Source organism: Rhodopseudomonas palustris, from assembly GCF_003591005.1.
GTDB classification, from domain to species: Bacteria; Pseudomonadota; Alphaproteobacteria; order Rhizobiales; family Xanthobacteraceae; genus Rhodopseudomonas; species Rhodopseudomonas palustris_K.
In genome coordinates, this window is sequence record NZ_QYYD01000001.1 from 32,808 (window position 1) to 55,281 (window position 22,474).

The window sequence follows — 22,474 nt, forward strand, 5'->3', positions numbered from 1 at the left end:
TGCGGCCATCCAAACGCTTGCCGCGCCAATCACGGGAACCTATGTATATCCCACACGGATATGCATCGGAGCAAGCATGGCCAGTTCGACCGTATTCACCAGCAATCGCAGCCAGGCCGTCCGTCTCCCGAAGGGCGTCGCCTTCCCGGACGGTGTGCACAAGGTCGACATCCTCAAGATCGGCCGCAGCCGCGTCATCGTTCCGCAAGGCCAACGCTGGGACGACTTCTTCCTGAGCGACAGCCGAGCCAGCGAAGACTTTCTGAACGAGCGGCTGCAGCCACCCGCCGATGATCGTGAGCTGCTGTAATGCTCACCTATATGCTCGACACGAATATCTGCATCTACGTCATCAAGACACATCCCCCGGCCCTGCGCGAAAAATTCAACGCATTGGCCGAGCAGCTTTGCATCTCCAGCATCAGCCTCGGTGAACTGATCTACGGCGCCGAAAAATCAGCGCGACGCGTCGAAAATCTCGACAGAGTCACCAGCTTCGTCGCACGTCTGGAAGTCCTCCCGTTCGCCGACAAGGCCGCCGCGCACTACGGCCAACTCCGCGCCGAACTCGAACGCGCCGGTACGCCTTGCGGCGCCTACGACATGCAGATCGGCGGCCACGCGCGGAGCGAGGGGTTGATTGTCGTCACCAACAACATGCGCGAGTTCGCACGGATGCCAGGGGTGAGGACGGAGAATTGGGTGTGAACTTCGTAGCCCGCAGGAGCGAAGCGACATGCGGGATCGACAGGTAGGTTGACGCTTCCTCCATCTCGCCGACATCCTGCGATTGTTTGCATATGAGACCGCTCCGGGCTCTTCCGCTCTGAAAATGTCTTGCACGTATCAAGGCTTGGCAGAATATACCTGATCAAGAACCAAGGAACCCCGTCATGGCTCTTAGTATCAAGGATCCGGAGACCGAGCGTCTGGCACGCCATCTCGCTGAGGCCACCGGTGAGACCATCACGCAGGCAACCAAACGCGCTCTGGAAGAGCGGCTGCGCCGCGTCGGCGGAGCGTCCCGTCGAGCCGGATTGCTGGAGGACATGGCGAGCATCCGTCAGCGCTGGAGCGCCATGCCGATCCGCGACGACCGCACGCCGGAGGAAATTCTCGGCTACGACGATCAAGGATTGCCGCGCTGATGGTGATCGACACCTCCGCCATCGTAGCGATCGCGCTCGACGAGCCCGAGGCGGCCGCCTTCGAAGCGCGTATTGTCGATGATCCGGTCCGGCTCATCTCCGCCGCCACGGTGCTTGAAACGACCATCGTGTTGGAAACCCGACTCGGCGACGCGGCCGGTCGCGAATTCGATCTTTGGCTGCTCAAAATCGGCGCCGACATCGTCCCGGTCGACGCCGAACAGACGGAGGCGGCGCGCCGCGCCTGGCGCCGCTACGGCAAGGGCCGCCACCCGGCCGCACTCAACTACGGCGATTGTTTCGCCTACGCCCTGGCAGCGACCCGCGGCGAGCCGCTGCTGTACAAGGGCGCGGATTTTTCGAAGACCGAGATCGGTTAGTTCGCGTCGGCCGAATGCGCGCCACGACGCGCAACCATTGTCGCCAGATGGCGAACCGCTCCGGACTGCCTTCCAATTGGTAGCCCGCATGAGCGTAGCGACATGCGGGAATGATCGGGTGGTCCATCTCCCCGCATATCGCTGCGCTCATGCGGGCTACTTGCTTTCCAAACGATCGCCCCAAGCGATGATGTCGTTCAGCCAATCGAGGACAGAGCGCCGGGTCACCGCAGCGGCACGAGGTCGGCTTCGATCCGGGCGGCCACATCGGGCGCCAGCAGGCCGGCGGTGACGATCTCGACACGGCAGCCGAGTACTCGTTCGAGCGCCTGTTCGGCGCGGGCGAAATCGTACAGCGAAGTCCCCGGGGCCGCGTCGACCAGGAGGTCGAGATCGCTGCCCGGGGCATCTTCGCCGCGCGCGACGGAGCCGAACAGCCGGGGCCGGGTCATGCCGAACGTGGCCAAGATCGCGTCCAGTCGATCATGATGCGCAGCGAGCGCATCGGATGGTTTTACGACAGCGGGCGGGTCGGACAGCATAACTGATGATATCAGAGCGCCGCCCTGCCGTCATCTCACCCCATCCGATACGCCCCGCCCTTCTCCACGCTGCGCCGGAACGCCGGCCGCGCGTGCATTCGCCCGATCCAGGCCGCCAGCGCCGGGTACGGCGCGAGCTTGCCGAACGATCCCGCGACCTCGGCGACGAAGCTCATCATGATGTCGGCGCCGGTCAGGCTATCGCCGACGAAGTACTCGCGGCCTTGCAGCGCGCGCTCAATGTAACCGAGATGATTGGCAATCTCGCTGTCGATGCGTGGCTGCAGCCGGGCGGCGGCGTCTTTGAGGCGGCTGGTGTAGAGCTGCAGCATCAGCGGCAACATCGCCGAGCCCTCGGCGTAGTGCAGCCATTCCTGATAGGCCTCGAAGTCGCGCGTACCCTCGGCGGGGCGCAGCGTGCTGCCGGTCGCGTAGCGGCGCAGGATGTAGTCGACGATCGCACCGGACTCGGCCAGCGTCAGGTCGCCGTCGGTGATCACCGGTGACTTGCCGAGCGGGTGCACGGTTTCGAGTTCGGGCGGCGCCAGCCGCGTGGTGGCGTCACGCTGATAGCGCTTCAGCTCGTAGGGCGTGCCGATCTCTTCCAGCAGCCACAGGATGCGCTGCGAGCGCGAGTCGTTGAGGTGGTGAAGCGTCAGCATGGCGGTCTCCTGCGAGCTTACGCGGCGCGCTGCGGCGCGGGCCGGTGGGAATGGGGCGTTGTCGATCTTGCGCGCGGTCCCGGATTTCGCTGCGCTGCATCCGGGCTACGGGTACGCCGGGACGCGTTACAGCGTCTCCTGCTTGGCGCCGCATTCCTTGCAATTGTAGCCGACGCGGCTGACGCCCTTCGGCGCCTTGACCTTGTTGGGCGCGCCGCATTTGCCGCAGGTCGCCATGATGACGGTGTCGCCCTGCTTCACCGTGACCGTCTTGTTGGCCATCGCCTCGCGCATCAGCCGTTCGGCCTCCTCGCGCATCGCCTTCTTGTCCATACCCTGCCCTTGCTGCTGCGGTGTCGAGGCGCCTTGTAACCTAGCGGCGCGGCGGCGCCGCATGAAATTCGCCGTGGCGTGTGAAATCCCGTTGACAGCCGGCCATATTAGGATTATATACCCATTGTCCTGTCCGTGAGGGGCGCTTCTCGAGGGCGCTTGGAAGCGGGACAGATCGTCGGCCGGGAGACCGGCCGGTGACGGTCGGCGGAGTCGCGCGATGCGGCGACGCCCGGCCGGATGCGGCGTCCTGCGCGGTGTGTCTCGCACGCACATCGTCCGGGAAGTCGAGGGCCACCGTCCGCCGCTACTACGAGCGGCCGCCGCTTTAAGAGGCTGGACGGGTCGAGAGGAGGCCGGGGAAAGCCCGCAAGCTCGCTCGGTCCCGGAAGCACGGTCCTTCGGCTCAAAACTCGCCGCGGTGGGCGCGCCGGAAGGCGTCGCGCGAGGGATCGCAGCCCTCGCGACAAGCTCCACCACTCTGCGCCGACCGGCGCGCCCCCGCCCCTCGCTGTGAAGCGACAGGAGCAAACCTCGGGCTCAGCAGAGCCGCGAGAACGAAGCGGCGTGGCTATTCGAACGACAGGGCTGTTTGACACGTGAATCAAAATTTGGCGGTGAAGCAGAGCGGCCGCCCCACTCTCCGACGTCATCGCCCAACTTGATCGGGCGACCAGTATTCCAGGGCTTTCGCCGGTCGGCCGTGCAAACACCGCGAGCACTTTGCAATACTGGGTCATCCGCTTTTCGTGGAGGATGACGACAGTGCTTGGGGCAACTTGCATCCCCAACTTCGCTTTCGCGGAGGACGACGGCAAACATTGGGGGGCCGATCCCAGCCCTCACTTCAGCTTCAGCAATTCCTCCCGCGCCTGCTCGAGTTGCGGCAATTGCTGTTTGGCGAAGCGGCGTACGTCGTCATTGTCCGGATGCAGCAGATAGCGCCGCAACAGGCCGATCGCGCCGTCGATGTCTTCCTTCTGATTGTCGAGATAGTCGCGGATGAATGCGGCGCCGACTTCGCCCTGCAGACCGGCGAGTTCGTTGCGACGGATCAGGCTGGGATCGGGCGCGAAATTGATGTTGAGCAGGCCGAACATGTTGAGACGGCCGATCTCGATCTCGCGCTGTCGGGCCTGCTCGGCCTGAGTCGCCGCGAACTGTCGGATTCGCTCGTCGCCGCGTGTCTCCGCGAGACCGTACGAGCGCAACTGCACCATGTTGAATTCGTGCAGCAGCCGCAGCACATCGTGCTCGTTGGGGGGCCAGCCGAACAGCCGCTTGAAACCGATATCCTCGAGCAGCGAGCGCTTACGCGGCGTCTCGGAGCCGGCGATCGCACCGGCAAATACGACGATCGCCGGGAGGATTGCAACCAGCCCGGCGATCAATCGGATCATGGTAAAACTGCCTCAGAGGCCGGTGTAACCCGCCTTGACCGGATCGTTGCTGCCGTCGAGCTCGCGCAGGTATACCAGCCCGCAGACCGTAAGGCGATTATCGTCGGTTTCACCGGCTTCGAACAGCGTGCGGATGTAGTTTTCCACTTTGACCTTCATCTGATCCGCCGCATCCTGGCTGGTCAGCAGTCCATAGGTCTGGATCACGCGGTCGATGGCTCGTTGCATGCGGTGCCTCTCTGCTCAGGCCGCGATCTTCGCGGCCTCGAAAACGGAAATCGCCTTGTTGGCGAGCTTGAGCGGGTTGTGCTCTCCCCGGTGAAACATCTGGACGATCAGCTGCAGCAGCGCGTCGTGCGTCGCCGAGGTGTCGGCGATCACACCGCTGCGGCGCAAATAATTGGCCGCGATATCATACGCTCGGCCGATTACATCGACGTTCATTGTATCCCCGCCGGGTGGTTGGTTCAGCTTTCCGATAAACATAAGTTGCAGCGCATCGAAAAGTTCCACCCGCTGCGGCGCGAAAAGATCCCTCCTTTGACAAAAAAATCGGCTCCCGTTGCCGGGAGCCGTTGCAGATCAGCCTGGAGATGGACGAGAGCGCGCCTGCCTGCCTTCTTCGGACAGTCCGGCTTGTCGCCGGTCGGGCGTCGGCGCGCCCCGGACGAGGGTCAAAGCCGATACAGGATCTGGTCGGTCCAGAACCGCTCGAGACGGTGAAGCGACTTGTTCAGCGTGGCGAACTCCTCGCTGGAGATGCCGCCGACCTGCTCAACCGTCTTGACGTGCTTCTGATACAGCGCCTCGACGATGTGGCGAACTTCCTGGCCCTGCGCGGTGAGGCGGATCCGCACCGAGCGGCGATCGACGCGCGAGCGCTGATGATCGAGGAAGCCGAGTTCGACCAGCTTCTTCAGATTGTAGGATACGTTCGAGCCGAGATAGTAACCGCGCGTGCGCAGTTCGCCCGCGGTCAGCTCCTTGTCGCCGATGTTGTAGAGCAGCAGCGCCTGCACCGAGTTGATATCAGCACGGCCGCGGCGATCGAACTCGTCCTTGATGACGTCGAGCAGCCGGCGGTGCAGCCGCTCCACGAGAGTCAGGGCCTCGAGATAGAGCGGCTGGACCGGCGCTTGACCTGCGGTTGCGGGCGCGGCGGTTTCGGCTGCCGTGGCGACGGCTTTGATCATGACACTTCCCCTGTCGTCTTTTCGACTGACTTATTCGACGAAACTTGTGTCTCGTCTGATAGGTCCAACTTAAGGGGCCGCTTTGAACATCCGCTTAAATAAGACGATAAAGAGATCATGAATTTAAGAGAGTGAATCGCGGATTAAGCCCGCAGATCGGGCACTTCTCGCAACGTTTCATTGACGGATCAGGCCCGTTTCCGGCTCGGTTTGCGAGGTCTGTCGCATAAGGAAACAGCTCCGTTACAATTCGAAAGATTCCCGTAACGGAGCTGACCGAACCCTTTAAGGTCACCAGAACCTTACCCGAGACAATTTTCGTAAAATCCTACGCGACGCCGCGGGTGCGACCTTCCCAGAACGGTGCGCGCAGCACCTTGCGATCGATCTTGCCCAGACCCGTCACCGGAATGGCGTCGACGAAGTCAATCGACTTCGGCGACCACGGCGCCCCGCGCTTGTCCTTGACATGCGCCTGCAGCTCGGCTGCGTCGTTGTTGGCGCCGGGCTTGAGCACGACGAACGCTTTCACCGCCTCGCCCCATTTGTCGTCGGGCACGCCGATCACCGCGGCGGAGGCGACCGCGTGATGCGCCATCAGCGCATCCTCGACTTCGCGCGGATAGATGTTGAAGCCGCCGGAGATGATCATGTCCTTGGTGCGGTCGACGATATACAAGTAACCATCGGCGTCCTTCACGGCGACGTCGCCGGTGTGCAGCCAGCCGCCGCGAAACGCTTCCTCGGTCGCCTCGGGCCGCTTCCAGTAGCCGTCCATCACCAGCGTGCCGCGCACGCAGATTTCGCCGGGCTCGCCGATACCGACCTCGCGCAATTCAGAGTCGAGCAGCTTGACGTCAAGCAGCGGGCTCGGCCGGCCGCACGAGCCGAGCCGGCCGGGCTTGCTGTCGTCGTGATCGATCTGTCGCATCGTGGTGATGCATTGCGGCGCTTCGGTCTGACCGTAGAGCTGCACGAAGATGTTGCCGAAGAGCTTGATGCCTTCGCGCAGCCGGTCCGGCGACATCGGCGCGGCGCCGTACACGATCATGTCGAGCGACGACAGGTCGTAGCGCGCCCTCACCGCTTCGGCATCGATCAGCGCGTAGATCAGCGTCGGCACCAGGAAGGCCGCGGTGATCTTCTCCTCGGCGACCGTCCGGCAATAGGACTCGATCTCGAAGCCCTGCACCAGCCGCGTGAAGCCGCCGCGCATCATCACCGGATACACGGTGACGCCGGCGGCGTGGCTGATCGGGGTGGCGGCGAGATAGCGGATCTCCGCCGGCCAGTCCCAGTCCGCATACAGAATGACCGCCATCGTGGTCAGCGCGCGATGCGGGATCATCACGCCCTTGGAGCGGCCCGTGGTGCCGCCGGTGTAAGCGAGCCAGGCAATGTCGGAGGTGACGCTCTCGTCGACCAGCGGCGCCGGCTCGACGCCGGCGAAGCCATCCAGCAGATCGCGCGCGCCTTCGATCGGACCAAACGACAGCAGGTGCTTCAAGCCCGGCACGCGAGCCTTGATCGCGAGACCGCGCGCGGCAAACTTGCCGCTCTCGACGATCAGCGCGTCGATCTCGGCGTCGTCGATGATGAAGGCGTGATCATCCTCGGCGGCCATCGGATGCAGCGGCGTGTAGCGCAGGCCCATCACGGTCGCGGCCGAGATCGCGGCCCACGACTCGGCGCGGTTGGACGACAGGATCGACAGCGCGCTGCCCTTGGTCAGGCCGACGCTGCGAAACAGCGCGATGAAGCGGCCGACCGCCAGGCCGAATTCGCGATAGCTCCAGCGCGTGTTGTCGTCGGCGATCGCCGGCCGGTCGCCATAGCGCGCGATGGCATTGACGATCAGGCTGCCACCGGTCCCGCCGGAATGAAGCTGGTCCATAGTCCCCTCCCTGGATTGTTCTTGCTTGGTTGTGTGGGCCGCGCGGCCGTTCGGCCCGTCGCGGCAGTCGCAGCGACTATGGCGGCCGTTCGCGCGCCGCCATCCAGGCCAGCCCAAGATAGGCGGCGAGCAGCAATGCCTCGATCGAGACGATCAGAAGGCTGCCACCATAGATGGCCGGAAACATCAGCTCGATCACCGCCATCGAAACGACAGTCGTAAGCCAGACCACGGCGCCCCACGGCGTCGCCAGCCACAGCCCGATCGCGGCGACCAATTCGATCACGGCGAAATACACCGTGGCGGTCTGCCAGGCCATCGACTGCACTTCGAACACGTCGTCCTCGCCGCCGACGAAGCCGGTGATCTGCGCCCAGTGATAAAGGCCCTTGCAGATCGAGATCACCGCCATCACGCGCAGGAACAGCACGAGGCGCTGGGTCCAGTCGTTTTCGTGCCGCTCATCGCGCTCCGGCGCGATCGCGGCGACGCCGATCGACGGGTCTCGCGGGATCGTGTCGCGCGGAATCGGTTCGCGCGTGGTCGGCTGGATCTCGGTCATGGGACGAGTCTTGGCCCGGAAGAACGGCAAAATCAATCCGTTGTGATGGCAACCGCTCCGCCTCGATTGCGCCAAGTCAACGGCGCAGTGACGCAGCAGTGTCAAAATGCTACTTTGAGGCTCCAAACGGGCGCCTCCAGGGAGAATTGGCAACATGGCGATCAAATTCGGCCGTCCACTCGAAGTCCGCGACCCCGTCCTCCGGCCGTCCGCCCAGCCGCTCGACCTGACCGTGCGCCCAAGGCGCAACCGCAAATCCGAATGGGCCCGCCGCCTGGTGCGCGAGAATGTGCTGACCACCGACGATCTGATCTGGCCGATGTTCGTGATCGATGGCGACAACAAGCGCGCGCCGATCAATTCGATGCCTGGGGTGGAGCGGCTCAGCATCGATCAGGTGGTCCGTGCCGCCGAGCGCGCCGTGAAGCTCGACATCCCCTGTGTCGCGCTGTTCCCCTACACTGAGCCGTCGCTGCGCGACGAAGAAGGCACCGAGGCGACCAACGCCGACAATCTGGTTTGCCGCACCGTGCGCGCCATCAAGAAGGAGTTCCCCGAGCTCGGCGTGCTGTGCGACGTCGCGCTGGATCCGTTCACCAGCCACGGCCATGACGGCCTGATCCAGGACGGCCGTATCCTCAATGACGAGACTGTCGCGGTGCTGGTGAAGCAGTCGCTGGTGCAGGCCGAGGCCGGCTGCGACGTGATCGCGCCGTCCGACATGATGGATGGCCGCATCGGCGCGATCCGCGAGGGTCTCGACGCCGCCGGCTTCTTGGACGTGCAGATCATGGCCTATGCGGCGAAGTACGCGTCGGCGTTTTACGGCCCGTTCCGCGACGCGATCGGCTCCGCCAAGGCGCTGACCGGCGACAAGCGCACCTACCAGATGGACCCGGCCAACACCGACGAGGCGATTCGCGAGGTCGAACTCGATCTCGCCGAGGGCGCCGACATGGTGATGGTGAAGCCCGGCATGCCATATCTCGACATCGTCCGCCGCGTGAAGGAAACCTTCGCGGTGCCGACCTTCGCCTATCAGGTGTCCGGCGAGTACGCGATGATCGCCGCTGCCGCCAACAACGGTTGGCTCGACGGCGAACGCGCCATGATGGAAAGCCTGCTCGGCTTCAAACGCGCCGGCGCCGACGGCGTCCTCACCTACTTCGCCCCGCAGGCCGCGGAGAAGCTGCGCAAGCAGGGGTGAGAGGCGGATCGGCTCAGTTCTAGGCTCGGCGGAGGGACATCAGCACGCAGCTTGCGCCGGGCGCCACTGATGCCGTCACCTCCGCCTTCAACCCGCGCGCTTCATCGACATGTTTGAAGCGCCAAGACCGTTGCCACATTGCACTGAGTACTCATCCCGAAAGTCTGGCCGGAAACGCGCCCTTTAAGGTCAGGCACTTTCCTAACCACCGTCATGCCCGGCCTTGTGCCGGGCATCCACGCCTTGCGGAAGGAAACGCAGCAAAGGCGTGGATGGCCGGGCCTTCGCCGCGCCGAAGGGGCTTCGGCCCCGCAGGCGGGACAAGCCCGGCCATGACGACTGAGTGCGAGGGCGCGGATCCCTGCTTGAAATGACCGCGGCGCTCTCGAGTCGTCCTATTTGCCGCTTTGTAATGTCGCGGTCATCTTGCGGTCGGCCGAGGCCGTCGCCATGTCGTGCCACGTCGCCAATTGGCAAGCTGGGAGCGCGAAGATGGCTGACTACGGTGCAAACGGACAGAGCGGGTCCAGCGCGGGATGGCGAAGCGCCGGCCCCGGCGATGGCGGTTCGCGTGGCGGCTATGAGCAGCCTGCGGCCTTCGACGGCTGGCGCGCTCCTGAGCTGTTCGAGGGCGTGCTGACCAAGCGCGTGTTCGCGTTCATGATCGATTTCGTCGTACTGGCAGTGCCGGTGATTCTCGCCTGCGTGTTCATCGCGGTGTTCGGCGTGGTGACGCTCGGTCTCGGTTGGACACTGTTCTGGATCGTATCGCCGGCGTCGGTAATCTGGGCACTGGTGTATTACGGGGCCTCGCTCGGCGGACCACATTCGGCCACGCTCGGCATGCGGGCGATGGGGATCGAGCTGGTCACCTGGAGCGGTGAACCGGGCTATTTCGTGCTCGGCGCCGTGCACGCCTTCCTGTTCTGGCTGTCGGTGTCGATGCTGACGCCGCTGGTGCTGCTGGTCGGCCTGTTCAACGGCCGTCGCCGGCTGCTGCACGACATTGTGCTCGGAACCGTGATTATCAACAGCACCGCGCTGGCCGCGCAGCCTGCCCGCCCGTAACCGGCTGCCAAAGCGATTGACCGCAGCCGGCGGGGGCGCGATGCTGGACCGCGTTGGAGATTGAACGGACCGACGTGACTCAGCACTCGCGCGACACCCCGCAGTTCTATCTGACGGCCCCCTCGCCGTGCCCGTATCTGCCGGGCCGGCACGAGCGCAAGGTGTTCACCCATCTGGTCGGCAACAAAGCCGGCGAGCTCAACGACCTGCTCACCCATGGCGGCTTCCGCCGCAGCCAGTCGATCGCCTACCGCCCGGCCTGCGACCAGTGCCGGGCCTGCGTGTCGGTCCGGGTGATCGCCAACGAATTCCGCGCCTCGCGCAACCAGCGCAAAATCCTCGCCCGCAACGCCGATATCATCGGCGAGCAGCGCAACGCGGTGCCGACGTCGGAGCAATACTCGGTGTTCCGGGCCTATCTCGACCAGCGCCATCGCCACGGCGGCATGGCCGACATGACCGTGCTGGACTACGCCATGATGGTCGAGGACAGCCACGTCCAGACCCGCATCATCGAATATCGCAAGCGCACCATCGACACCGGCATCACCGGCCGCGGCGGCGACCTGGTCGCGGCGGCGCTGACCGATGTGCTGGGTGACGGGCTATCGATGGTGTATTCGTTCTACGAGCCCGGCGAACACAGCCGCTCGCTCGGCACCTTCATGATCCTCGATCACATCGCCCGCGCCCGACGGCTCGGGCTGCCCTACGTCTATCTCGGCTACTGGATCGAAGGCTCGAAGAAGATGGACTATAAGGGCCGCTACCTGCCGCAGCAGCGATTGGCGCCGAGCGGCTGGCTGCGCGTCGACGCCAACGGCGAGCAGCCGGAGCCGCAGGACTGATAGCAAGCACTGCGCCGTGGTAGCCCGGATGAGCGAAGCGACATCCGGGGCGGCGAAGTTTGAAACCCGGATATCGCTTCGCTCATCCGGGCTACATCCTCACCCCGTCGCGAAGTCGAACACCAGCTTCATGTTCAGCGCGATGATGATCACCGCAATCACCGCAGCCGCCGCCGTCAGCCAGCGCGGCGCGACGAACACGCCCATCTTGGCGCGGCTGGCGGTGAACATCACCAGCGGCACCACCGCGAACGGCAACTGCAAACTCAGCACCACCTGACTGAGGATCAGCAGTTGCCCGGTCGCCTTCTCGCCCGCCCACATCGTGACGCCGACCGCTGGCACGATCGCGATCATGCGAGTGATCATCCGGCGCAGCCACGGCTTCATCTTGAACTGGATGAAGCCCTCCATCACGATCTGGCCGGCGAGCGTCGCGGTGATGGTCGAGTTGAGGCCGCAGCACAGGAGCGCGATGCCGAACAGCGTCGGCGCCAGCGTCGAGCCGAGTAGCGGGGCCAGGAAGGCGTGGGCCTGGTCGAGCTCGGCGACGTCGGTCTTGCCGGCGTGGTGGAAGGTGGCGGCTGCGAGGATCAGGATCGAGGCGTTGATGGTCAGCGCCAGGCAGAGTGCCAACGTCGAGTCGACGGTGGCGAGCTTGATCGCCTCGCGCTTGGACGCGACGTCATCCGCATAGCCGCGGGTCTGCACCAGGCCGGAATGCAGATACAGATTATGCGGCATCACGGTGGCGCCCAGGATGCCGAGCGCCAGATACAGCATCTCGCTGTTCTTGAAGATCTCGGTGGTCGGTGCGAAGCCGCGGATCACCGCGCCCCATTCCGGATCCGCCATCGCGATCTGGATCGCGAAGCATGCGGCGATGACCCCGAGCAGCGCCACCACGAACGCCTCGATCCAGCGGAAGCCGAACGCCTGCAGCGCCAGCACCAGAAAGACGTCCGCAGCCGTGATCAGCACGCCGAGTTCGAGCGGAATGCCGAACAGCAGATTGAGGCCGATCGCCGTGCCGATCACCTCGGCCAAGTCAGTGGCGGTGATGGCGATCTCAGCCGAGAGCCACAGCGGCCACGACACCCAGCGCGGATAGGCGTCGCGGCAGGCCTGCGCCAGATCGCGCCCGGCGCCGACGCCGAGCCGCGTGCACAGCGACTGCAGCACGATCGCCATAATGTTGGAAATCAGCGCGATGCTGAGCAGCGTGTAGCCAAACTTCGATCCGCCAGCGAGCGAGGTCGCCCAATTGCCGGGATCCATGTAGCCCACGGCGACCAGATAGCCGGGACCGAGAAACGCGACCAGCTTGCGCCAGAACGAGCCGCTTGCCCGTGCCGGCACCGACCCGAACATCCCGACCAGCGACGGCTCGCCGCGCGCCGAGCGCCAACCGGGAGCACCGGGCTCGGTTGAAAGTGGCAAAGCCGAAGAAGACTGAGGTGTTTGCGCGTCCATCTGGTCAGAGTGGATGATTTCGATCCTTCTTGCAAGTGACTTGCAACAGCAAGAACCCGCTACCTTCCATTGGATCCCTGATTCGTGCTGCTACGGAGGTATTCCGACCGACATCGTGCAAATTCAATGAGCATGCTGGCTTGGTAGGCACGAGCAATGCCCTATGCGCCGACGATCCAGCACACTGCGCCGATTCTGACTTTTCCTCGGACGTGATTTCGCGCACAACGCCGTGCATGCAAGACCGGTTCAACCAGCCCCGATCGCTCGGCGGCCTGTTGCGGTGGGCGACGACGCCCCCGCAGGCTTATGTCGTGTATCTGTTGTGCGTCGTGCTGGTCGGCGGGCTGTCGTTCTACGTCGGCACGTTGCGGCCGAAACAGCATCCGAACCTCGCGCCGCCGCCGGCGAGCGCGCCAAATAGCAAATAGCCCCACGCCGATCGCGGGGCGCAATCAGGCGATGCCGCGGCCGAACTTGTTTGACTTCGGGAAACCCTTCGGCGGCAGGCGGCCGGCGTCGGCGCGATTGCCGCGCCATTCAGCCAATTCCTTCAGCGTGGCGCTGAACTCGCGGCCCGCGGAGTCGCGCCAGCTCAGACCTTCCTTGGCCACGAAGGTGACGATGTCGGATAGCCCGCCGTCCTTGTACTTCTGCAATCGAACGCCGCGGCCGCGCGCCATCTCCGGCACTTGGTCGAGCGGGAAGATCAGCAGTTTGCGGTTGTCGCCGATCACCGCGACCTGATCGGCGCCCTCGCCCACCACGGTCAACGCCCGCGCCTCGTTCGGCATGTCGACATTGAGGATCTGCTTACCCTTGCGGGTCGAGCCGACGACCTCGTCCTCGTTCACGACAAAGCCCTGGCCGTCATGGCTGGCGATCAGGAATTTGCGGCCGCCCTTGTGCACGAACACGGTCACGATCGCCGCGTCCTGCTCCATGTCGATGAACATCCGGATCGGCTCGCCATGGCCGCGGCCACCGGGCAGCTTGGCGACGTCGAGCGCGTAGAACCGGCCGTTGGTGGCGAGCAGCAGCAGCTTCGAGGTGGTCTCGGCGAAGAACGACTGGCCGAGCTTGTCGTCCTGCTTGAAGTTCAGCCCCGACAGATCCTCGACGTGGCCCTTCAGCGTGCGCACCCAACCCTTGTCGGAGATTACCACGGTGACCGGCTCGCGCTCGACGAAGGCCTCCTCGATCGCCGCCAGATCGTGCTCCGGCGCGTCGGCAAACATCGTGCGGCGCTTGCCGAGCGGCGTCTTCGGCCCGAACATCTCGCGGACCTTGCGGACCTGCTCGCCGACCTTCGCCCACTGCTCGGTCTCGGATTTGAGAACCGCGTTGATCCCTTTCAGCTCGGCGCGAAGCTCCTTGTCTTCCTTCTTGATCTCGAACTCTTCGAGCTTGCGCAAGCTGCGCAGCCGCATGTTGAGGATGGCTTCGGCCTGAATCTCGGTGAGATTGAAGGCCTTCATCAGCACCGGCTTGGGCTCGTCCTCGGTGCGGATGATCCTGATCACCTCGTCGATGTTGAGGTAAGCGATCAGATAACCGCCGAGTACTTCGAGGCGGTGCTCGATCTGCGTCTTGCGATAGTTCGAGCGGCGCAGCAGCACGTCGCGCAGATGGTCGAGCCATTCGCGCAGACATTCGGCGAGGCCGAGCACCTTGGGAATGCGGCCGCCGACCAGCACGTTGAGGTTCAGCGGAATCCGGCTCTCCAGCTCGGTCAGCCGGAACAGCGACTCCATCATCAGCGCCGGATCGACCGCGCGCGACTTCGGCTCGATGACGATGCGGACGTCCTCGGCCGACTCGTCGCGGATGTCGCCGACCAGCGGCAGCTTCTTCTCGTTCAGGAGCTCGGCGATCTTCTCGATCAGCCGCGACTTCTGCACCAGCCACGGGATCTGCGTGACCACCACGACCCAAGTGCCGCGCGCGCCCTCTTCCTGCTCCCACTTGGCGCGGGTCCGGAACGCGCCGCGACCGGTGGTGTAGGCTTCGGCGATGCTTTCCTTGGAATCGATGATGATGCCGCCGGTCGGGAAGTCCGGCCCCTTGACGAAACGCAGCAGCGCCTTCGACTTGGCGTCCGGCTTTTCGATCAAATGCAGCGCGGCGTCGCACAGCTCAGCGGCATTGTGCGGCGGGATCGCGGTGGCCATGCCCACGGCGATGCCCTGCGCGCCGTTGGCGAGCAGGTTCGGGAAGCCGCCGGGCAGCACCACCGGCTCCTTGGCCTGACCGTCATAGTTCGGCCGGAACGCGACGCCGTCTTCGTCGATGCCTTCGAGCAAGAGGCGCGCGACATCGGTCATGCGCGCTTCGGTGTAGCGATAGGCGGCGGGGTTATCGCCGTCGATATTGCCGAAATTGCCTTGGCCGTCGACCAGAGGATAACGCGACGAGAAATCCTGCGCGAGCCGCACCAGCGCGTCGTAGATCGACTGGTCGCCGTGCGGATGGAACGAGCCCATCACGTCGCCGACGATCTTGGCGGACTTCTTGAACGGCGTGCCGGGGTCGAGCCGCAACAGCCGCATGCCGTAGAGGATGCGCCGATGCACCGGCTTCAGCCCGTCGCGGGCATCCGGCAAGGCGCGATGCATGATGGTCGAGAGCGCATAAGCGAGGTAGCGCTCTTCCAGCGCCTCGCGCAGCTGCACCTCGTGGATCTCGGCCGGCTCCGGCGGAATCAGTCTTTTTCCCATGGCGAGGCATTAACTCCCGGCCGGGACCGGAGCAAGCGCAACCCGGTCGGGCTGCGCCTCCGGCGCCGCGTGGTCGTCCGCGGCGCCATCGAACCGGGCGCGCGCGTGCTGGATGTCGGGGAAATGCTGCTCGGCCCAGCCGACCAGCGCCGTCAGCGGCCCGAGCACGGACTCGCCCATCAGCGACAAGCGGTATTCGACGCTCGGCGGCTTGGTCGGAAACACTTGGCGCAGCACCAGCCCGTCGCGCTCCAGGTCGCGCAACGTCTGCGTCAGCATCCGCTTCGAAATATCTGGAACATCCCGCAGCAGCGCGTTGAATCGCATCGGCTTTTTAGCCAGCGCTATAAGTAGAAGCGTGCTCCATTTGCTGCCCAGATGGTCGAGCATATTGCGCACCGGGCAATGCGCGGCGTCGAAACCGAGCGCACGCCAGGCGGCGTAGCGATCGACCAGCGTCGCGCGATGCGTCGCGGTGGCCGGGTTCTCTGCAGGTAACCTTGGCACGGAAAACTGCCTCCTTACGCCGCTGTTGGAAGGTCTCCATTATAGACCTACTCCCGTTCGTAAACCACCAGGAGATCCTGATGTCTGCCTCCCGCTTCCTTGTCACCGGCGCCAGCGGTCAGCTTGGCCGCCTCGTGATCGATGGCCTGCTCAAGACCGTTCCCGGCTCCCAGATCGGCGTCCTCGTCCGCAGCGACAAAGCCGCGGCCGAATTCGCCGCGCGCGGCCTGCACGTCCACCAGGGCGACTACAGCCGTCCCGAAACGCTGACCGCCGCGTTCGCCGGCGTCGACCGGGCGCTGCTGATCTCGTCCAGCGAGGTCGGCCAGCGCACCGTGCAGCACCGCAACGCCATCGAGGCCGCGAAGCAGGCAGGCGTGAAGCTGCTCGCCTACACCAGCCTGCTGCATGCCAACACGTCCCCGCTCGGCCTCGCCGAGGAACACCGCCAGACCGAAGCCGCGCTGACAGCTTCCGGCGTGCCGCACGTCCTGCTTCGCAACGGCTGGTACACCGAGAACTACGCCGCCTCGATCCCGGCGGCGCTGGCGCATGGCGCCCTGCTCGGCAGCGCCGGCGACGGCCGGATCGCCTCGGCGGCGCGCGCCGACTACGCCGAAGCCGCCATCAAAGTGTTGACCGTTGACGCTGCGCAGGTCGGACGAGTTTATGAGCTGGCCGGCGATGCGCCCTACACGCTCGCCGAATTCGCCGCCGAGCTGAGCCGGCAGAGCGGCAAGCCGGTGGTCTATCGGAATCTGCCGGAAGCGGACTACAAGGCGGCCCTGATCGGCGCCGGCCTGCCCGAGCCGTTCGCGGCGCTGCTGGCCGATTCCGATGCCGGCGCCGCAAAGGGCGCGCTGAACGACAGTAGCGGCGACCTCGCCCGGCTGATCGGCCGGCCAACCACGCCGCTCGCGGCAACCATCGCGGCTGCCTTGGCTGCGTCGCGCTAGCGCTGACCGATCAGACCGCGCACCAGTTCGGACAGGGCAGCTCGCATCTCCTTCTTAAAGCTCCGGCGCGGAGCGGCGAGCTGCTCCAGCACCATCCCGACCGTCGCCGAGACGAAGATGTCGGCGTGCAGCCGCGGCGCGCGTGAGCCCGCCGCGGTCAGCGCCAGCTCGGCACTGCGGCGCCAGGTCTGGTGCCATTCGGCGACGATCGGCCGGTAGCGATCATCCCGCGCCGCCGCGAGGAAAGCTTCATAGCAGGCGACGTGGATCTCCGGCTCAGTATCGAGTTCTTTTGCGTACCAACCGACCAGCGCATCGATCCACGCCCCGACGTCGAGCGCCTCGCTCTGCAGCCTGAGCGCCAGCGCCCGCAGCCGCTTGACCTCACGGATCAGCGCGAAATTCAGTGCGGCCTCGACCAGGAGATCGCGGCTGCGATAGCGGTGCGTGATCGCCCCGAGCGACATCCCAATCTCGGCCGCGACCGCGCGATGGGTGACGGCTTTCAGTCCGCTACGGCCGATCAGGCGCAGTGTCGCCTCCATCATGTCGCGTTCGCGCTCGCTCATGTCCAGCTCGCTCATATCCATCGCTTGACAGCAGCCCCGATCTCATCAATCTTCTTACAGAACATTTGTTCTTTTTATCATGACAACGGTTCTAGACCCCAGAACCGCGGCGCCGATGATATCGCCGAGCGCTGACGAAACCGCCCACCATGGAGGCAATTCTATGCCGACCTATCGCCTGCATTATTTCCCTGAATCCGGCAACAGCTACAAGCTGGCGCTGATGCTGACGCTGTGCGGACAGACGTTTGAGCCGGTGTGGACTGATTTCGGCAGCGGCGTCACAAGGACGCCGGAATGGCGCGCCCGCGTCAACGCGATGGGCGAGATCCCGGTGCTCGAACAGGATGGCGTGCGGCTGACGCAGACCGCGCCGATCCTGCTGCAGCTCGCCGAGCGCTACGGCCGGTTCGGCGGCGTCACCGCGGAGGAGAAGTTCGAAGTGCTGCGCTGGCTGTTTTGGGACAACCACAAGCTCAGCAGCTACGCCGCGACCTATCGGTTCGCGCGCACCTACATGCCGTCGGCGAACCAGGACGTGCAAGCCTATTTCCGCCGGAGGATCGACGATGCGCTCGGCATCCTCGGCACCCATCTGCGCGACCACGCGTTTGCGATCGGCGACGCCCCGACCATCGCGGACTTTTCGATGATGGCGTATCTGTCGTTTCCCAACGCCGAGACTGGTTTCGATCTTCCAAGCCGACACCCGGAAGTGCAGGCCTGGCTCGACCGCATCGCGGCGTTGCCGGGTTGGCGCTCGCCGTACGATCTGCTGCCGGGACAACGGCTGCCGCGATTCGCCTGAGCGGCGCCACGCAATCACGGGATGGCGACCCGCGCCATCGCCCGCGTTACTGCATTGATGAAGCCGTCGCGGGCGTCGGAATGCCCCTGCCCGCGCGGCTCCAGCACGTTGCGCAGCAGGAAGCGTCCGGTCAGGTCGAAGCCATCGCGCAGGTCCTGTTGCGACCAGCCGGACGGGCTGTCCTCGTCGCGCAGGAAGGCCGGGAGCCGCAGCAGCTTGTCGCGCCACGGCTCGCCGGCGCTGCGCGACACCGCGCCGCCCGACTTCGGCGAGACGTAGATCAGATCGGTCGTCACGCCGGTCGCCGCACAGGTCGACAGATCGAGGCCGAAGCCGAGTTCGGCGAGCATCGCCAACTCAAACCGGATCAGATACGCCGCCGCGCCGCCGGCGTCGTCGAAATCGTCGAGCGTATGCTCGAGCATCGCGTAGATCTCTTGATGCGGATCGCGCTCCGGCAGCAGCCGCGCCAGCGAGGCCAAATGGGTGACGCCATACACCGCATGCGACGACGCCAGCATTGTCGCCGCGCGCAGCCGCGTGCCTTCGAGCTGATAATAGCCGAGATGCTCGTCGAGCCGCGCCCGCCACACCGCCAGCACGCTGTTGCCGGGCTGCAGCAGCGGCCGCATCCGCGATGACGCGCCGCCGCGCACCATGCCGAGATGCCGGCCGTGCTCGCGCGTCAATAGCTCGACGATCGCGGCGGACTCGCCGTGCCGCCGTACCCCGAGAATGATGCCCTCGTCGCTCCATTCCATTGGAGCAACGCTACAGGATTTCGTCGGTCGGCGCAGCGGCTGAGCCCACCTTAGTTTCAGCGATGACGATAGGACCGACGGCGGGCCTGTGATACCGGTTCGGGGGCCGCGAGTGGCGCAACGGCGCCGGTAAAAGCTCGGGGTGAGGACACGGCGCCTCCGGCCTCTTCCAGTCCCATCCGGCCTGCCGGCGTTAGCGCGCCGCCGTTCAGCACGTCCCGGTTGGGATACATGGACTGGAAGGCCGCGGGCTCCTGCGCCGACGCAGATGTGGCCGTGATGATCGCTAGCACCGCCGTCGCGACGACCGTCTTCCCTGCCGTCATGGCTGTCTCCGTTGAATCGGACGCGCGGTGCCGGAGAATACCGGGCTTTGCACGCCGAAACCTCAGCAGGAAACATGTAGGAGCGATCTGATCCTGCAGTCGGACGCTACGGCTCACATATTCGCGACCAAGCGCCGGGGCGCAGATCTGATCGCAGCCGAAGGCTGCGGCCCGAACTGGACAATCCTACCCGGTGAACCAGCCGCGCGCGTCGCCGGTGTAGGACAGATAGATCCCGGCGCCGGTCAGCGCGCAGGAGACGATATCGATCCAGATGCCGGGCTCGATGCCATTGGCCCCGATGATCTGCATCAGAGAAACTACCGAAAACGCCAGCGAGGCCGTCAACACCGCGCGCGCCCATTTCTTACGGCCATGTGCGGCGAGCCAGACCAGATAGGTCAGCAGGATGATCAGTCCGGCCGCGATGGTGTTGGCGGCGGCGATCACGCTCGCTGACATATCCGCGTCCATGGTGCGGTCCTGAAACGCAACCGAGATGCAATCGAGCGTCACCGACGCCAACAGCAATACTTCGAACCAATACACGTTGCGCGGAACGCTGATTGTGGCGTCGGTCATTCCTTGGGGAACTCCAAGCCCATTTCGCGGTAGCGCTCCGGGTCGTTTTCCCAACCTTCCCGAACTTTCACGAACAGGAACAGGTGGACCTTCTGCTCGAGGATTTCGCTGATTTCCCGGCGCGCGTCCGCGCCAATCGCCCTGATGGTCGCGCCGCCGGCGCCAAGCACGATCTTCCGCTGGCTCTCGCGCTCGACGAAGATGGTCTGCTCGATCTTCACCGAGCCGTCCTTGCGCTCGGTCCAAGTGTCGGTCTCGACCGTGGACTGATACGGCAGTTCCTGATGCAGCTTGCGGAAGATCTTCTCGCGAGTGATTTCCGCCGCGAGATGCCGCAGCGGCGCGTCCGACATCTGGTCTTCGGGATAATGGAACGGCCCTGGCGGCACCTTTTCTGCCAGCACGCGGCGCAAGTCGTCGACACCGTCGCCGGACAGCGCCGAGATCATGAACGTGCGTTCGAAGGCGAGCTTCTCATTGGCGCGCTGCGCCAGGCCGAGCAGCTTTTCGCGCGGCACCAGGTCGATCTTGTTGAGCACCAGAAGCTTGGGGCGTGCGACGTTCTGCAGATTGTCGAAGATCGCCTCGGCCTGTTCGTCGATCCCGGCACGGGCGTCGAGCAGCACGCAGACCAGATCGGCATCGTGGGCGCCACTCCAGGCGGTCTTCACCATGGCGCGGTCGAGCCGGCGCTTGGGCGCGAAGATGCCGGGTGTATCGACCAGGATGATCTGCGAGCGGCCCTCCACCACGATGCCGCGGATCAACGCGCGCGTTGTCTGCACCTTGCGCGACACGATGGTGACCTTGGAGCCGACCAGCGCATTGACGAGCGTCGACTTGCCGACATTGGGCGCGCCGATCAGCGCAACGAAGCCGCAGCGGCTATTCACATCGAGGGGTTCGACCGGCTCAGACATCGTTGTTGCCGCCACTAACGCCTTCGCGCGCGAGCATCACCGAGGCGGCGACCTTCTCGGCCGCGCGCTTGCTGCCGCCAACACCCTCGGCGTCCTCGAGGCCCGGCAGGCTGACGGCGACGCGGAATTGCGGATCGTGATGCGGCCCGGTGCGCTCGACCTCGCGATACACCGGCGTTGGCAGGCCCTTGCCCTGCGCCCATTCTTGCAGCACGGTCTTCGGATCGCGTAGCGAGCGGGCCGGCTTCTTCATCCGCTCGGTCCAATTGCGCTGCACGAAATCTGCGGCCGCCGGGTAGCCGCCGTCGAGATAGACCGCGCCGATGACGGCCTCGCAAATGTCTCCGAGCACGGATTTGCGCAGCCGCGCTCCGGCGCCCGCGCCGACGGTGCCGAGCTTGATGCCTTCGTCGAGATCGAGGCTGCGCGCGACGTCGGCGCAGGTTTCCTTGCGCACCAGATCGGCCAGCCTCTTCGACAGTTCGCCCTCATCCGCATTCGGGAAGGCGCGATAAAGCATGTCGGACACCACGAGCCCAAGCACGTGATCGCCGAGAAATTCGAGCCGCTGATAGCTGTCCGCACGATTGCGCGCCGACTTCAGCGCGGAGACGTGCGTGAGCGCCGTGTTGAGTAGCGACGGGTCCGCAAAGCTATGACCGATCCGCTGTTCGATCGCGACCGCCGTTGCCTTCGACTTCGCCCTGCTGCGACGCTTGCGGCCGGCCGGCTGATCGCTCGCCGGCTGAGCCGGCACAGGCGGCTCGGCTGCGGGCGCCGGGCGGTCGATGCTGGTCACGTCCTCTGTCATCGCACGATCGAGAAAATACGGCTCCAGCGCACTGCCGTCGGCCAGCGCCAGATTTGCCAGGCGTGCTCGCCTTCGGCGATCGAGAAAAAGATCATCTGGGCGCGGCCGATGATGTTTTCGAACGGCACATAACCGACCGCGGACAGCACGCGGCTGTCGGTCGAGTTGTCGCGGTTGTCGCCCATCATGAAGAAATTGCCCGGCGGCACGGTATAGACGTTGGTGTTGTCGTAAAAGCCATTGTCGACGCAATCGAGCGTATCGTAGCTGACGCCGTTCGGCAGCGTCTCCTTCCAGCGCTTGACCCGAGCGGTCGCCTCAGACCCGCACGGATCTTCACCCACGAAGTCGGGCAAGCGTTCGCGCTGCACCGGCTTGTCGTTGATGTACAACAGCCCTTCCCGCATCTGGATGCGGTCGCCCGGCAGCCCAATCACGCGCTTGATGTAGTCGGTGGAGTCGTCCTTCGGCAGCCGAAACACCACGACGTCGCCGCGGTTCGGCTCCGAGCCGAAGATCCGGCCGGAGAAGATCGGCGGCGACAGCGGAATCGAATAGTGGCTGTAGCCATAAGAGTATTTCGACACGAACAGATAGTCGCCGACCAACAGCGTCGCCTTCATCGATCCGGACGGGATGTTGAATGGCTGGAACAGAAAGGTGCGGATCACCAGAGCGATGATGAGGGCATGGATGACGACGCGGATCGTTTCGCCAATGCCGCTCTCAGATTTCGTACCGGATGTCACGCTCATCGCTTTCCCGATTTTCCGTCGCGGTCGCCGCACGGTGGACGATTGTTCTCAG

28 protein-coding genes are annotated in these 22,474 nt (G+C 64.9%); 10 read left to right on the forward strand and 18 right to left on the reverse strand.

What is annotated here, in order from left to right; genetic code table 11:
* The first annotated feature begins 76 nt into the window (after positions 1-76).
* The 4 genes from vapB (at position 77) to D4Q52_RS00185 (ending at position 1,528) form a co-directional block, all read left to right on the forward strand.
* Positions 77-310: a type II toxin-antitoxin system VapB family antitoxin gene (gene vapB / locus D4Q52_RS00170; RefSeq protein ID WP_119854527.1), complete on the forward strand. Its 234-nt coding sequence runs from the start codon at positions 77-79 to the stop codon at positions 308-310.
* Positions 310-708: a type II toxin-antitoxin system tRNA(fMet)-specific endonuclease VapC gene (gene vapC / locus D4Q52_RS00175; protein WP_119854528.1), complete on the forward strand. Its 399-nt coding sequence runs from the start codon at positions 310-312 to the stop codon at positions 706-708. The genes vapB and vapC overlap by 1 nt, the downstream gene beginning before the upstream one ends.
* A gap of 185 nt (positions 709-893) precedes the next feature.
* Complete coding sequence (locus tag D4Q52_RS00180) at positions 894-1,148, forward strand: type II toxin-antitoxin system VapB family antitoxin (protein ID WP_119854529.1); 255 nt, start codon at positions 894-896, stop codon at positions 1,146-1,148.
* Positions 1,148-1,528 carry a type II toxin-antitoxin system VapC family toxin gene (locus tag D4Q52_RS00185; protein WP_119854530.1) on the forward strand — a complete coding sequence of 127 codons (381 nt, stop codon included), beginning with the start codon at positions 1,148-1,150 and terminating at the stop codon, positions 1,526-1,528. The genes D4Q52_RS00180 and D4Q52_RS00185 overlap by 1 nt, the downstream gene beginning before the upstream one ends.
* A gap of 224 nt (positions 1,529-1,752) precedes the next feature.
* Here the strand turns inward: D4Q52_RS00185 and D4Q52_RS00190 are convergent, their stop codons facing one another.
* The 9 genes from D4Q52_RS00190 to D4Q52_RS00230 form a co-directional block, all read right to left on the reverse strand.
* Positions 1,753-2,070 (reverse strand): nucleotidyltransferase family protein, encoded by a 318-nt coding sequence (locus D4Q52_RS00190; RefSeq protein ID WP_119854531.1) that lies wholly within the window; start codon positions 2,068-2,070, stop codon positions 1,753-1,755.
* Positions 2,071-2,105: 35 nt separating this feature from the next.
* Positions 2,106-2,732: a glutathione S-transferase family protein gene (locus D4Q52_RS00195; protein ID WP_119854532.1), complete on the reverse strand. Its 627-nt coding sequence runs from the start codon at positions 2,730-2,732 to the stop codon at positions 2,106-2,108.
* A 126-nt stretch (positions 2,733-2,858) separates the two neighbouring features.
* The gene (locus tag D4Q52_RS00200; protein WP_119854533.1) at positions 2,859-3,065 is read right to left on the reverse strand and encodes a hypothetical protein; all 207 of its coding nucleotides are present in this window, start codon (positions 3,063-3,065) and stop codon (positions 2,859-2,861) included.
* An 842-nt stretch (positions 3,066-3,907) separates the two neighbouring features.
* Positions 3,908-4,465 (reverse strand): DUF4142 domain-containing protein, encoded by a 558-nt coding sequence (locus D4Q52_RS00205; protein ID WP_119854534.1) that lies wholly within the window; start codon positions 4,463-4,465, stop codon positions 3,908-3,910.
* A gap of 12 nt (positions 4,466-4,477) precedes the next feature.
* Positions 4,478-4,693: a hypothetical protein gene (locus tag D4Q52_RS00210; RefSeq protein ID WP_119854535.1), complete on the reverse strand. Its 216-nt coding sequence runs from the start codon at positions 4,691-4,693 to the stop codon at positions 4,478-4,480.
* Positions 4,694-4,708: 15 nt separating this feature from the next.
* Positions 4,709-4,909, reverse strand: a complete 201-nt coding sequence (locus D4Q52_RS00215; protein WP_119854536.1) for a hypothetical protein — start codon at positions 4,907-4,909, stop codon at positions 4,709-4,711.
* Between the two features lie 230 nt (positions 4,910-5,139).
* Entirely contained in the window at positions 5,140-5,658 is a 519-nt protein-coding gene (ldtR, locus tag D4Q52_RS00220; protein ID WP_119854537.1) for a transcriptional regulator LdtR, read from the reverse strand.
* 328 nt (positions 5,659-5,986) lie between these two features.
* Positions 5,987-7,552, reverse strand: coding sequence for an AMP-binding protein (locus D4Q52_RS00225; protein WP_119854538.1), 1,566 nt, complete (start codon positions 7,550-7,552; stop codon positions 5,987-5,989).
* Positions 7,553-7,628: 76 nt separating this feature from the next.
* Positions 7,629-8,114 carry a DUF6163 family protein gene (locus tag D4Q52_RS00230; protein WP_119854539.1) on the reverse strand — a complete coding sequence of 162 codons (486 nt, stop codon included), beginning with the start codon at positions 8,112-8,114 and terminating at the stop codon, positions 7,629-7,631.
* Between the two features lie 154 nt (positions 8,115-8,268).
* On the opposite strand from D4Q52_RS00230, the gene hemB reads away from it, so the two are divergent.
* The 3 genes from hemB to D4Q52_RS00245 all read left to right on the forward strand — a co-directional run bounded on the left by hemB (position 8,269) and on the right by D4Q52_RS00245 (position 11,237).
* On the forward strand, positions 8,269-9,321 hold the full coding sequence (gene hemB, locus D4Q52_RS00235) for a porphobilinogen synthase (protein ID WP_119854540.1): 1,053 nt from the start codon (positions 8,269-8,271) through the stop codon (positions 9,319-9,321).
* 492 nt (positions 9,322-9,813) lie between these two features.
* Entirely contained in the window at positions 9,814-10,389 is a 576-nt protein-coding gene (locus D4Q52_RS00240; RefSeq protein ID WP_119854541.1) for an RDD family protein, read from the forward strand.
* A 74-nt stretch (positions 10,390-10,463) separates the two neighbouring features.
* Positions 10,464-11,237: an arginyltransferase gene (locus D4Q52_RS00245; protein ID WP_119854825.1), complete on the forward strand. Its 774-nt coding sequence runs from the start codon at positions 10,464-10,466 to the stop codon at positions 11,235-11,237.
* A 99-nt stretch (positions 11,238-11,336) separates the two neighbouring features.
* On the opposite strand, the gene D4Q52_RS00250 is transcribed toward D4Q52_RS00245, so the two are convergent.
* Complete coding sequence (locus D4Q52_RS00250) at positions 11,337-12,710, reverse strand: Nramp family divalent metal transporter (protein ID WP_119854542.1); 1,374 nt, start codon at positions 12,708-12,710, stop codon at positions 11,337-11,339.
* Positions 12,711-12,946: 236 nt separating this feature from the next.
* Here D4Q52_RS00250 and D4Q52_RS00255 point away from each other — a divergent pair, with 236 nt between their 5' ends.
* The gene (locus D4Q52_RS00255) at positions 12,947-13,141 is read left to right on the forward strand and encodes a hypothetical protein (protein WP_119854543.1); all 195 of its coding nucleotides are present in this window, start codon (positions 12,947-12,949) and stop codon (positions 13,139-13,141) included.
* A 24-nt stretch (positions 13,142-13,165) separates the two neighbouring features.
* On the opposite strand, the gene parC is transcribed toward D4Q52_RS00255, so the two are convergent.
* Together parC and D4Q52_RS00265 are read right to left on the reverse strand one after the other, a co-directional pair.
* On the reverse strand, positions 13,166-15,427 hold the full coding sequence (gene parC / locus D4Q52_RS00260) for a DNA topoisomerase IV subunit A (RefSeq protein ID WP_119854544.1): 2,262 nt from the start codon (positions 15,425-15,427) through the stop codon (positions 13,166-13,168).
* A 9-nt stretch (positions 15,428-15,436) separates the two neighbouring features.
* On the reverse strand, positions 15,437-15,934 hold the full coding sequence (locus tag D4Q52_RS00265) for a winged helix-turn-helix transcriptional regulator (protein WP_119854545.1): 498 nt from the start codon (positions 15,932-15,934) through the stop codon (positions 15,437-15,439).
* An 80-nt stretch (positions 15,935-16,014) separates the two neighbouring features.
* Here D4Q52_RS00265 and D4Q52_RS00270 point away from each other — a divergent pair, with 80 nt between their 5' ends.
* The gene (locus D4Q52_RS00270) at positions 16,015-16,890 is read left to right on the forward strand and encodes an SDR family oxidoreductase (protein ID WP_119854546.1); all 876 of its coding nucleotides are present in this window, start codon (positions 16,015-16,017) and stop codon (positions 16,888-16,890) included.
* On the opposite strand, the gene D4Q52_RS00275 is transcribed toward D4Q52_RS00270, so the two are convergent.
* Complete coding sequence (locus tag D4Q52_RS00275; RefSeq protein ID WP_234831010.1) at positions 16,887-17,459, reverse strand: TetR/AcrR family transcriptional regulator; 573 nt, start codon at positions 17,457-17,459, stop codon at positions 16,887-16,889. The genes D4Q52_RS00270 and D4Q52_RS00275 overlap by 4 nt on opposite strands.
* 163 nt (positions 17,460-17,622) lie before the next feature.
* Between D4Q52_RS00275 and D4Q52_RS00280 the strand changes: the two genes are divergently transcribed.
* On the forward strand, positions 17,623-18,267 hold the full coding sequence (locus D4Q52_RS00280; protein ID WP_119854547.1) for a glutathione S-transferase family protein: 645 nt from the start codon (positions 17,623-17,625) through the stop codon (positions 18,265-18,267).
* A 14-nt stretch (positions 18,268-18,281) separates the two neighbouring features.
* Here the strand turns inward: D4Q52_RS00280 and recO are convergent, their stop codons facing one another.
* The 5 genes from recO to lepB all read right to left on the reverse strand — a co-directional run bounded on the left by recO (position 18,282) and on the right by lepB (position 22,422).
* On the reverse strand, positions 18,282-19,028 hold the full coding sequence (gene recO, locus D4Q52_RS00285; protein ID WP_119854548.1) for a DNA repair protein RecO: 747 nt from the start codon (positions 19,026-19,028) through the stop codon (positions 18,282-18,284).
* 512 nt (positions 19,029-19,540) lie between these two features.
* Complete coding sequence (locus D4Q52_RS00295; RefSeq protein ID WP_119854550.1) at positions 19,541-19,936, reverse strand: hypothetical protein; 396 nt, start codon at positions 19,934-19,936, stop codon at positions 19,541-19,543.
* Positions 19,933-20,856 carry a GTPase Era gene (gene era, locus D4Q52_RS00300; protein ID WP_119854551.1) on the reverse strand — a complete coding sequence of 308 codons (924 nt, stop codon included), beginning with the start codon at positions 20,854-20,856 and terminating at the stop codon, positions 19,933-19,935. The genes D4Q52_RS00295 and era overlap by 4 nt, the downstream gene beginning before the upstream one ends.
* Positions 20,849-21,667, reverse strand: a complete 819-nt coding sequence (gene rnc / locus D4Q52_RS00305) for a ribonuclease III (protein WP_119854552.1) — start codon at positions 21,665-21,667, stop codon at positions 20,849-20,851. Before rnc ends, era begins: the two co-directional genes overlap by 8 nt.
* Positions 21,664-22,422: a signal peptidase I gene (gene lepB, locus D4Q52_RS00310; RefSeq protein WP_119854553.1), complete on the reverse strand. Its 759-nt coding sequence runs from the start codon at positions 22,420-22,422 to the stop codon at positions 21,664-21,666. Before lepB ends, rnc begins: the two co-directional genes overlap by 4 nt.
* Positions 22,423-22,474: the final 52 nt, after the last annotated feature.

Coding starts and splice junctions, on each gene's coding strand:
- vapB (WP_119854527.1), top strand. CDS start 77: ATGGCCAGTTCGACCGTATTCACCAGCAATCGCAGCCAGGCCGTCCGT.
- vapC (WP_119854528.1), top strand. CDS start 310: ATGCTCACCTATATGCTCGACACGAATATCTGCATCTACGTCATCAAG.
- D4Q52_RS00180 (WP_119854529.1), top strand. CDS start 894: ATGGCTCTTAGTATCAAGGATCCGGAGACCGAGCGTCTGGCACGCCAT.
- D4Q52_RS00185 (WP_119854530.1), top strand. CDS start 1,148: ATGGTGATCGACACCTCCGCCATCGTAGCGATCGCGCTCGACGAGCCC.
- D4Q52_RS00190 (WP_119854531.1), bottom strand. CDS start 2,070: ATGCTGTCCGACCCGCCCGCTGTCGTAAAACCATCCGATGCGCTCGCT.
- D4Q52_RS00195 (WP_119854532.1), bottom strand. CDS start 2,732: ATGCTGACGCTTCACCACCTCAACGACTCGCGCTCGCAGCGCATCCTG.
- D4Q52_RS00200 (WP_119854533.1), bottom strand. CDS start 3,065: ATGGACAAGAAGGCGATGCGCGAGGAGGCCGAACGGCTGATGCGCGAG.
- D4Q52_RS00205 (WP_119854534.1), bottom strand. CDS start 4,465: ATGATCCGATTGATCGCCGGGCTGGTTGCAATCCTCCCGGCGATCGTC.
- D4Q52_RS00210 (WP_119854535.1), bottom strand. CDS start 4,693: ATGCAACGAGCCATCGACCGCGTGATCCAGACCTATGGACTGCTGACC.
- D4Q52_RS00215 (WP_119854536.1), bottom strand. CDS start 4,909: ATGAACGTCGATGTAATCGGCCGAGCGTATGATATCGCGGCCAATTAT.
- ldtR (WP_119854537.1), bottom strand. CDS start 5,658: ATGATCAAAGCCGTCGCCACGGCAGCCGAAACCGCCGCGCCCGCAACC.
- D4Q52_RS00225 (WP_119854538.1), bottom strand. CDS start 7,552: ATGGACCAGCTTCATTCCGGCGGGACCGGTGGCAGCCTGATCGTCAAT.
- D4Q52_RS00230 (WP_119854539.1), bottom strand. CDS start 8,114: ATGACCGAGATCCAGCCGACCACGCGCGAACCGATTCCGCGCGACACG.
- hemB (WP_119854540.1), top strand. CDS start 8,269: ATGGCGATCAAATTCGGCCGTCCACTCGAAGTCCGCGACCCCGTCCTC.
- D4Q52_RS00240 (WP_119854541.1), top strand. CDS start 9,814: ATGGCTGACTACGGTGCAAACGGACAGAGCGGGTCCAGCGCGGGATGG.
- D4Q52_RS00250 (WP_119854542.1), bottom strand. CDS start 12,710: ATGGACGCGCAAACACCTCAGTCTTCTTCGGCTTTGCCACTTTCAACC.
- D4Q52_RS00255 (WP_119854543.1), top strand. CDS start 12,947: ATGCAAGACCGGTTCAACCAGCCCCGATCGCTCGGCGGCCTGTTGCGG.
- parC (WP_119854544.1), bottom strand. CDS start 15,427: ATGGGAAAAAGACTGATTCCGCCGGAGCCGGCCGAGATCCACGAGGTG.
- D4Q52_RS00270 (WP_119854546.1), top strand. CDS start 16,015: ATGTCTGCCTCCCGCTTCCTTGTCACCGGCGCCAGCGGTCAGCTTGGC.
- D4Q52_RS00275 (WP_234831010.1), bottom strand. CDS start 17,459: ATGAGCGAGCGCGAACGCGACATGATGGAGGCGACACTGCGCCTGATC.
- D4Q52_RS00280 (WP_119854547.1), top strand. CDS start 17,623: ATGCCGACCTATCGCCTGCATTATTTCCCTGAATCCGGCAACAGCTAC.
- recO (WP_119854548.1), bottom strand. CDS start 19,028: ATGGAATGGAGCGACGAGGGCATCATTCTCGGGGTACGGCGGCACGGC.
- D4Q52_RS00295 (WP_119854550.1), bottom strand. CDS start 19,936: ATGACCGACGCCACAATCAGCGTTCCGCGCAACGTGTATTGGTTCGAA.
- era (WP_119854551.1), bottom strand. CDS start 20,856: ATGTCTGAGCCGGTCGAACCCCTCGATGTGAATAGCCGCTGCGGCTTC.
- rnc (WP_119854552.1), bottom strand. CDS start 21,667: ATGACAGAGGACGTGACCAGCATCGACCGCCCGGCGCCCGCAGCCGAG.
- lepB (WP_119854553.1), bottom strand. CDS start 22,422: ATGAGCGTGACATCCGGTACGAAATCTGAGAGCGGCATTGGCGAAACG.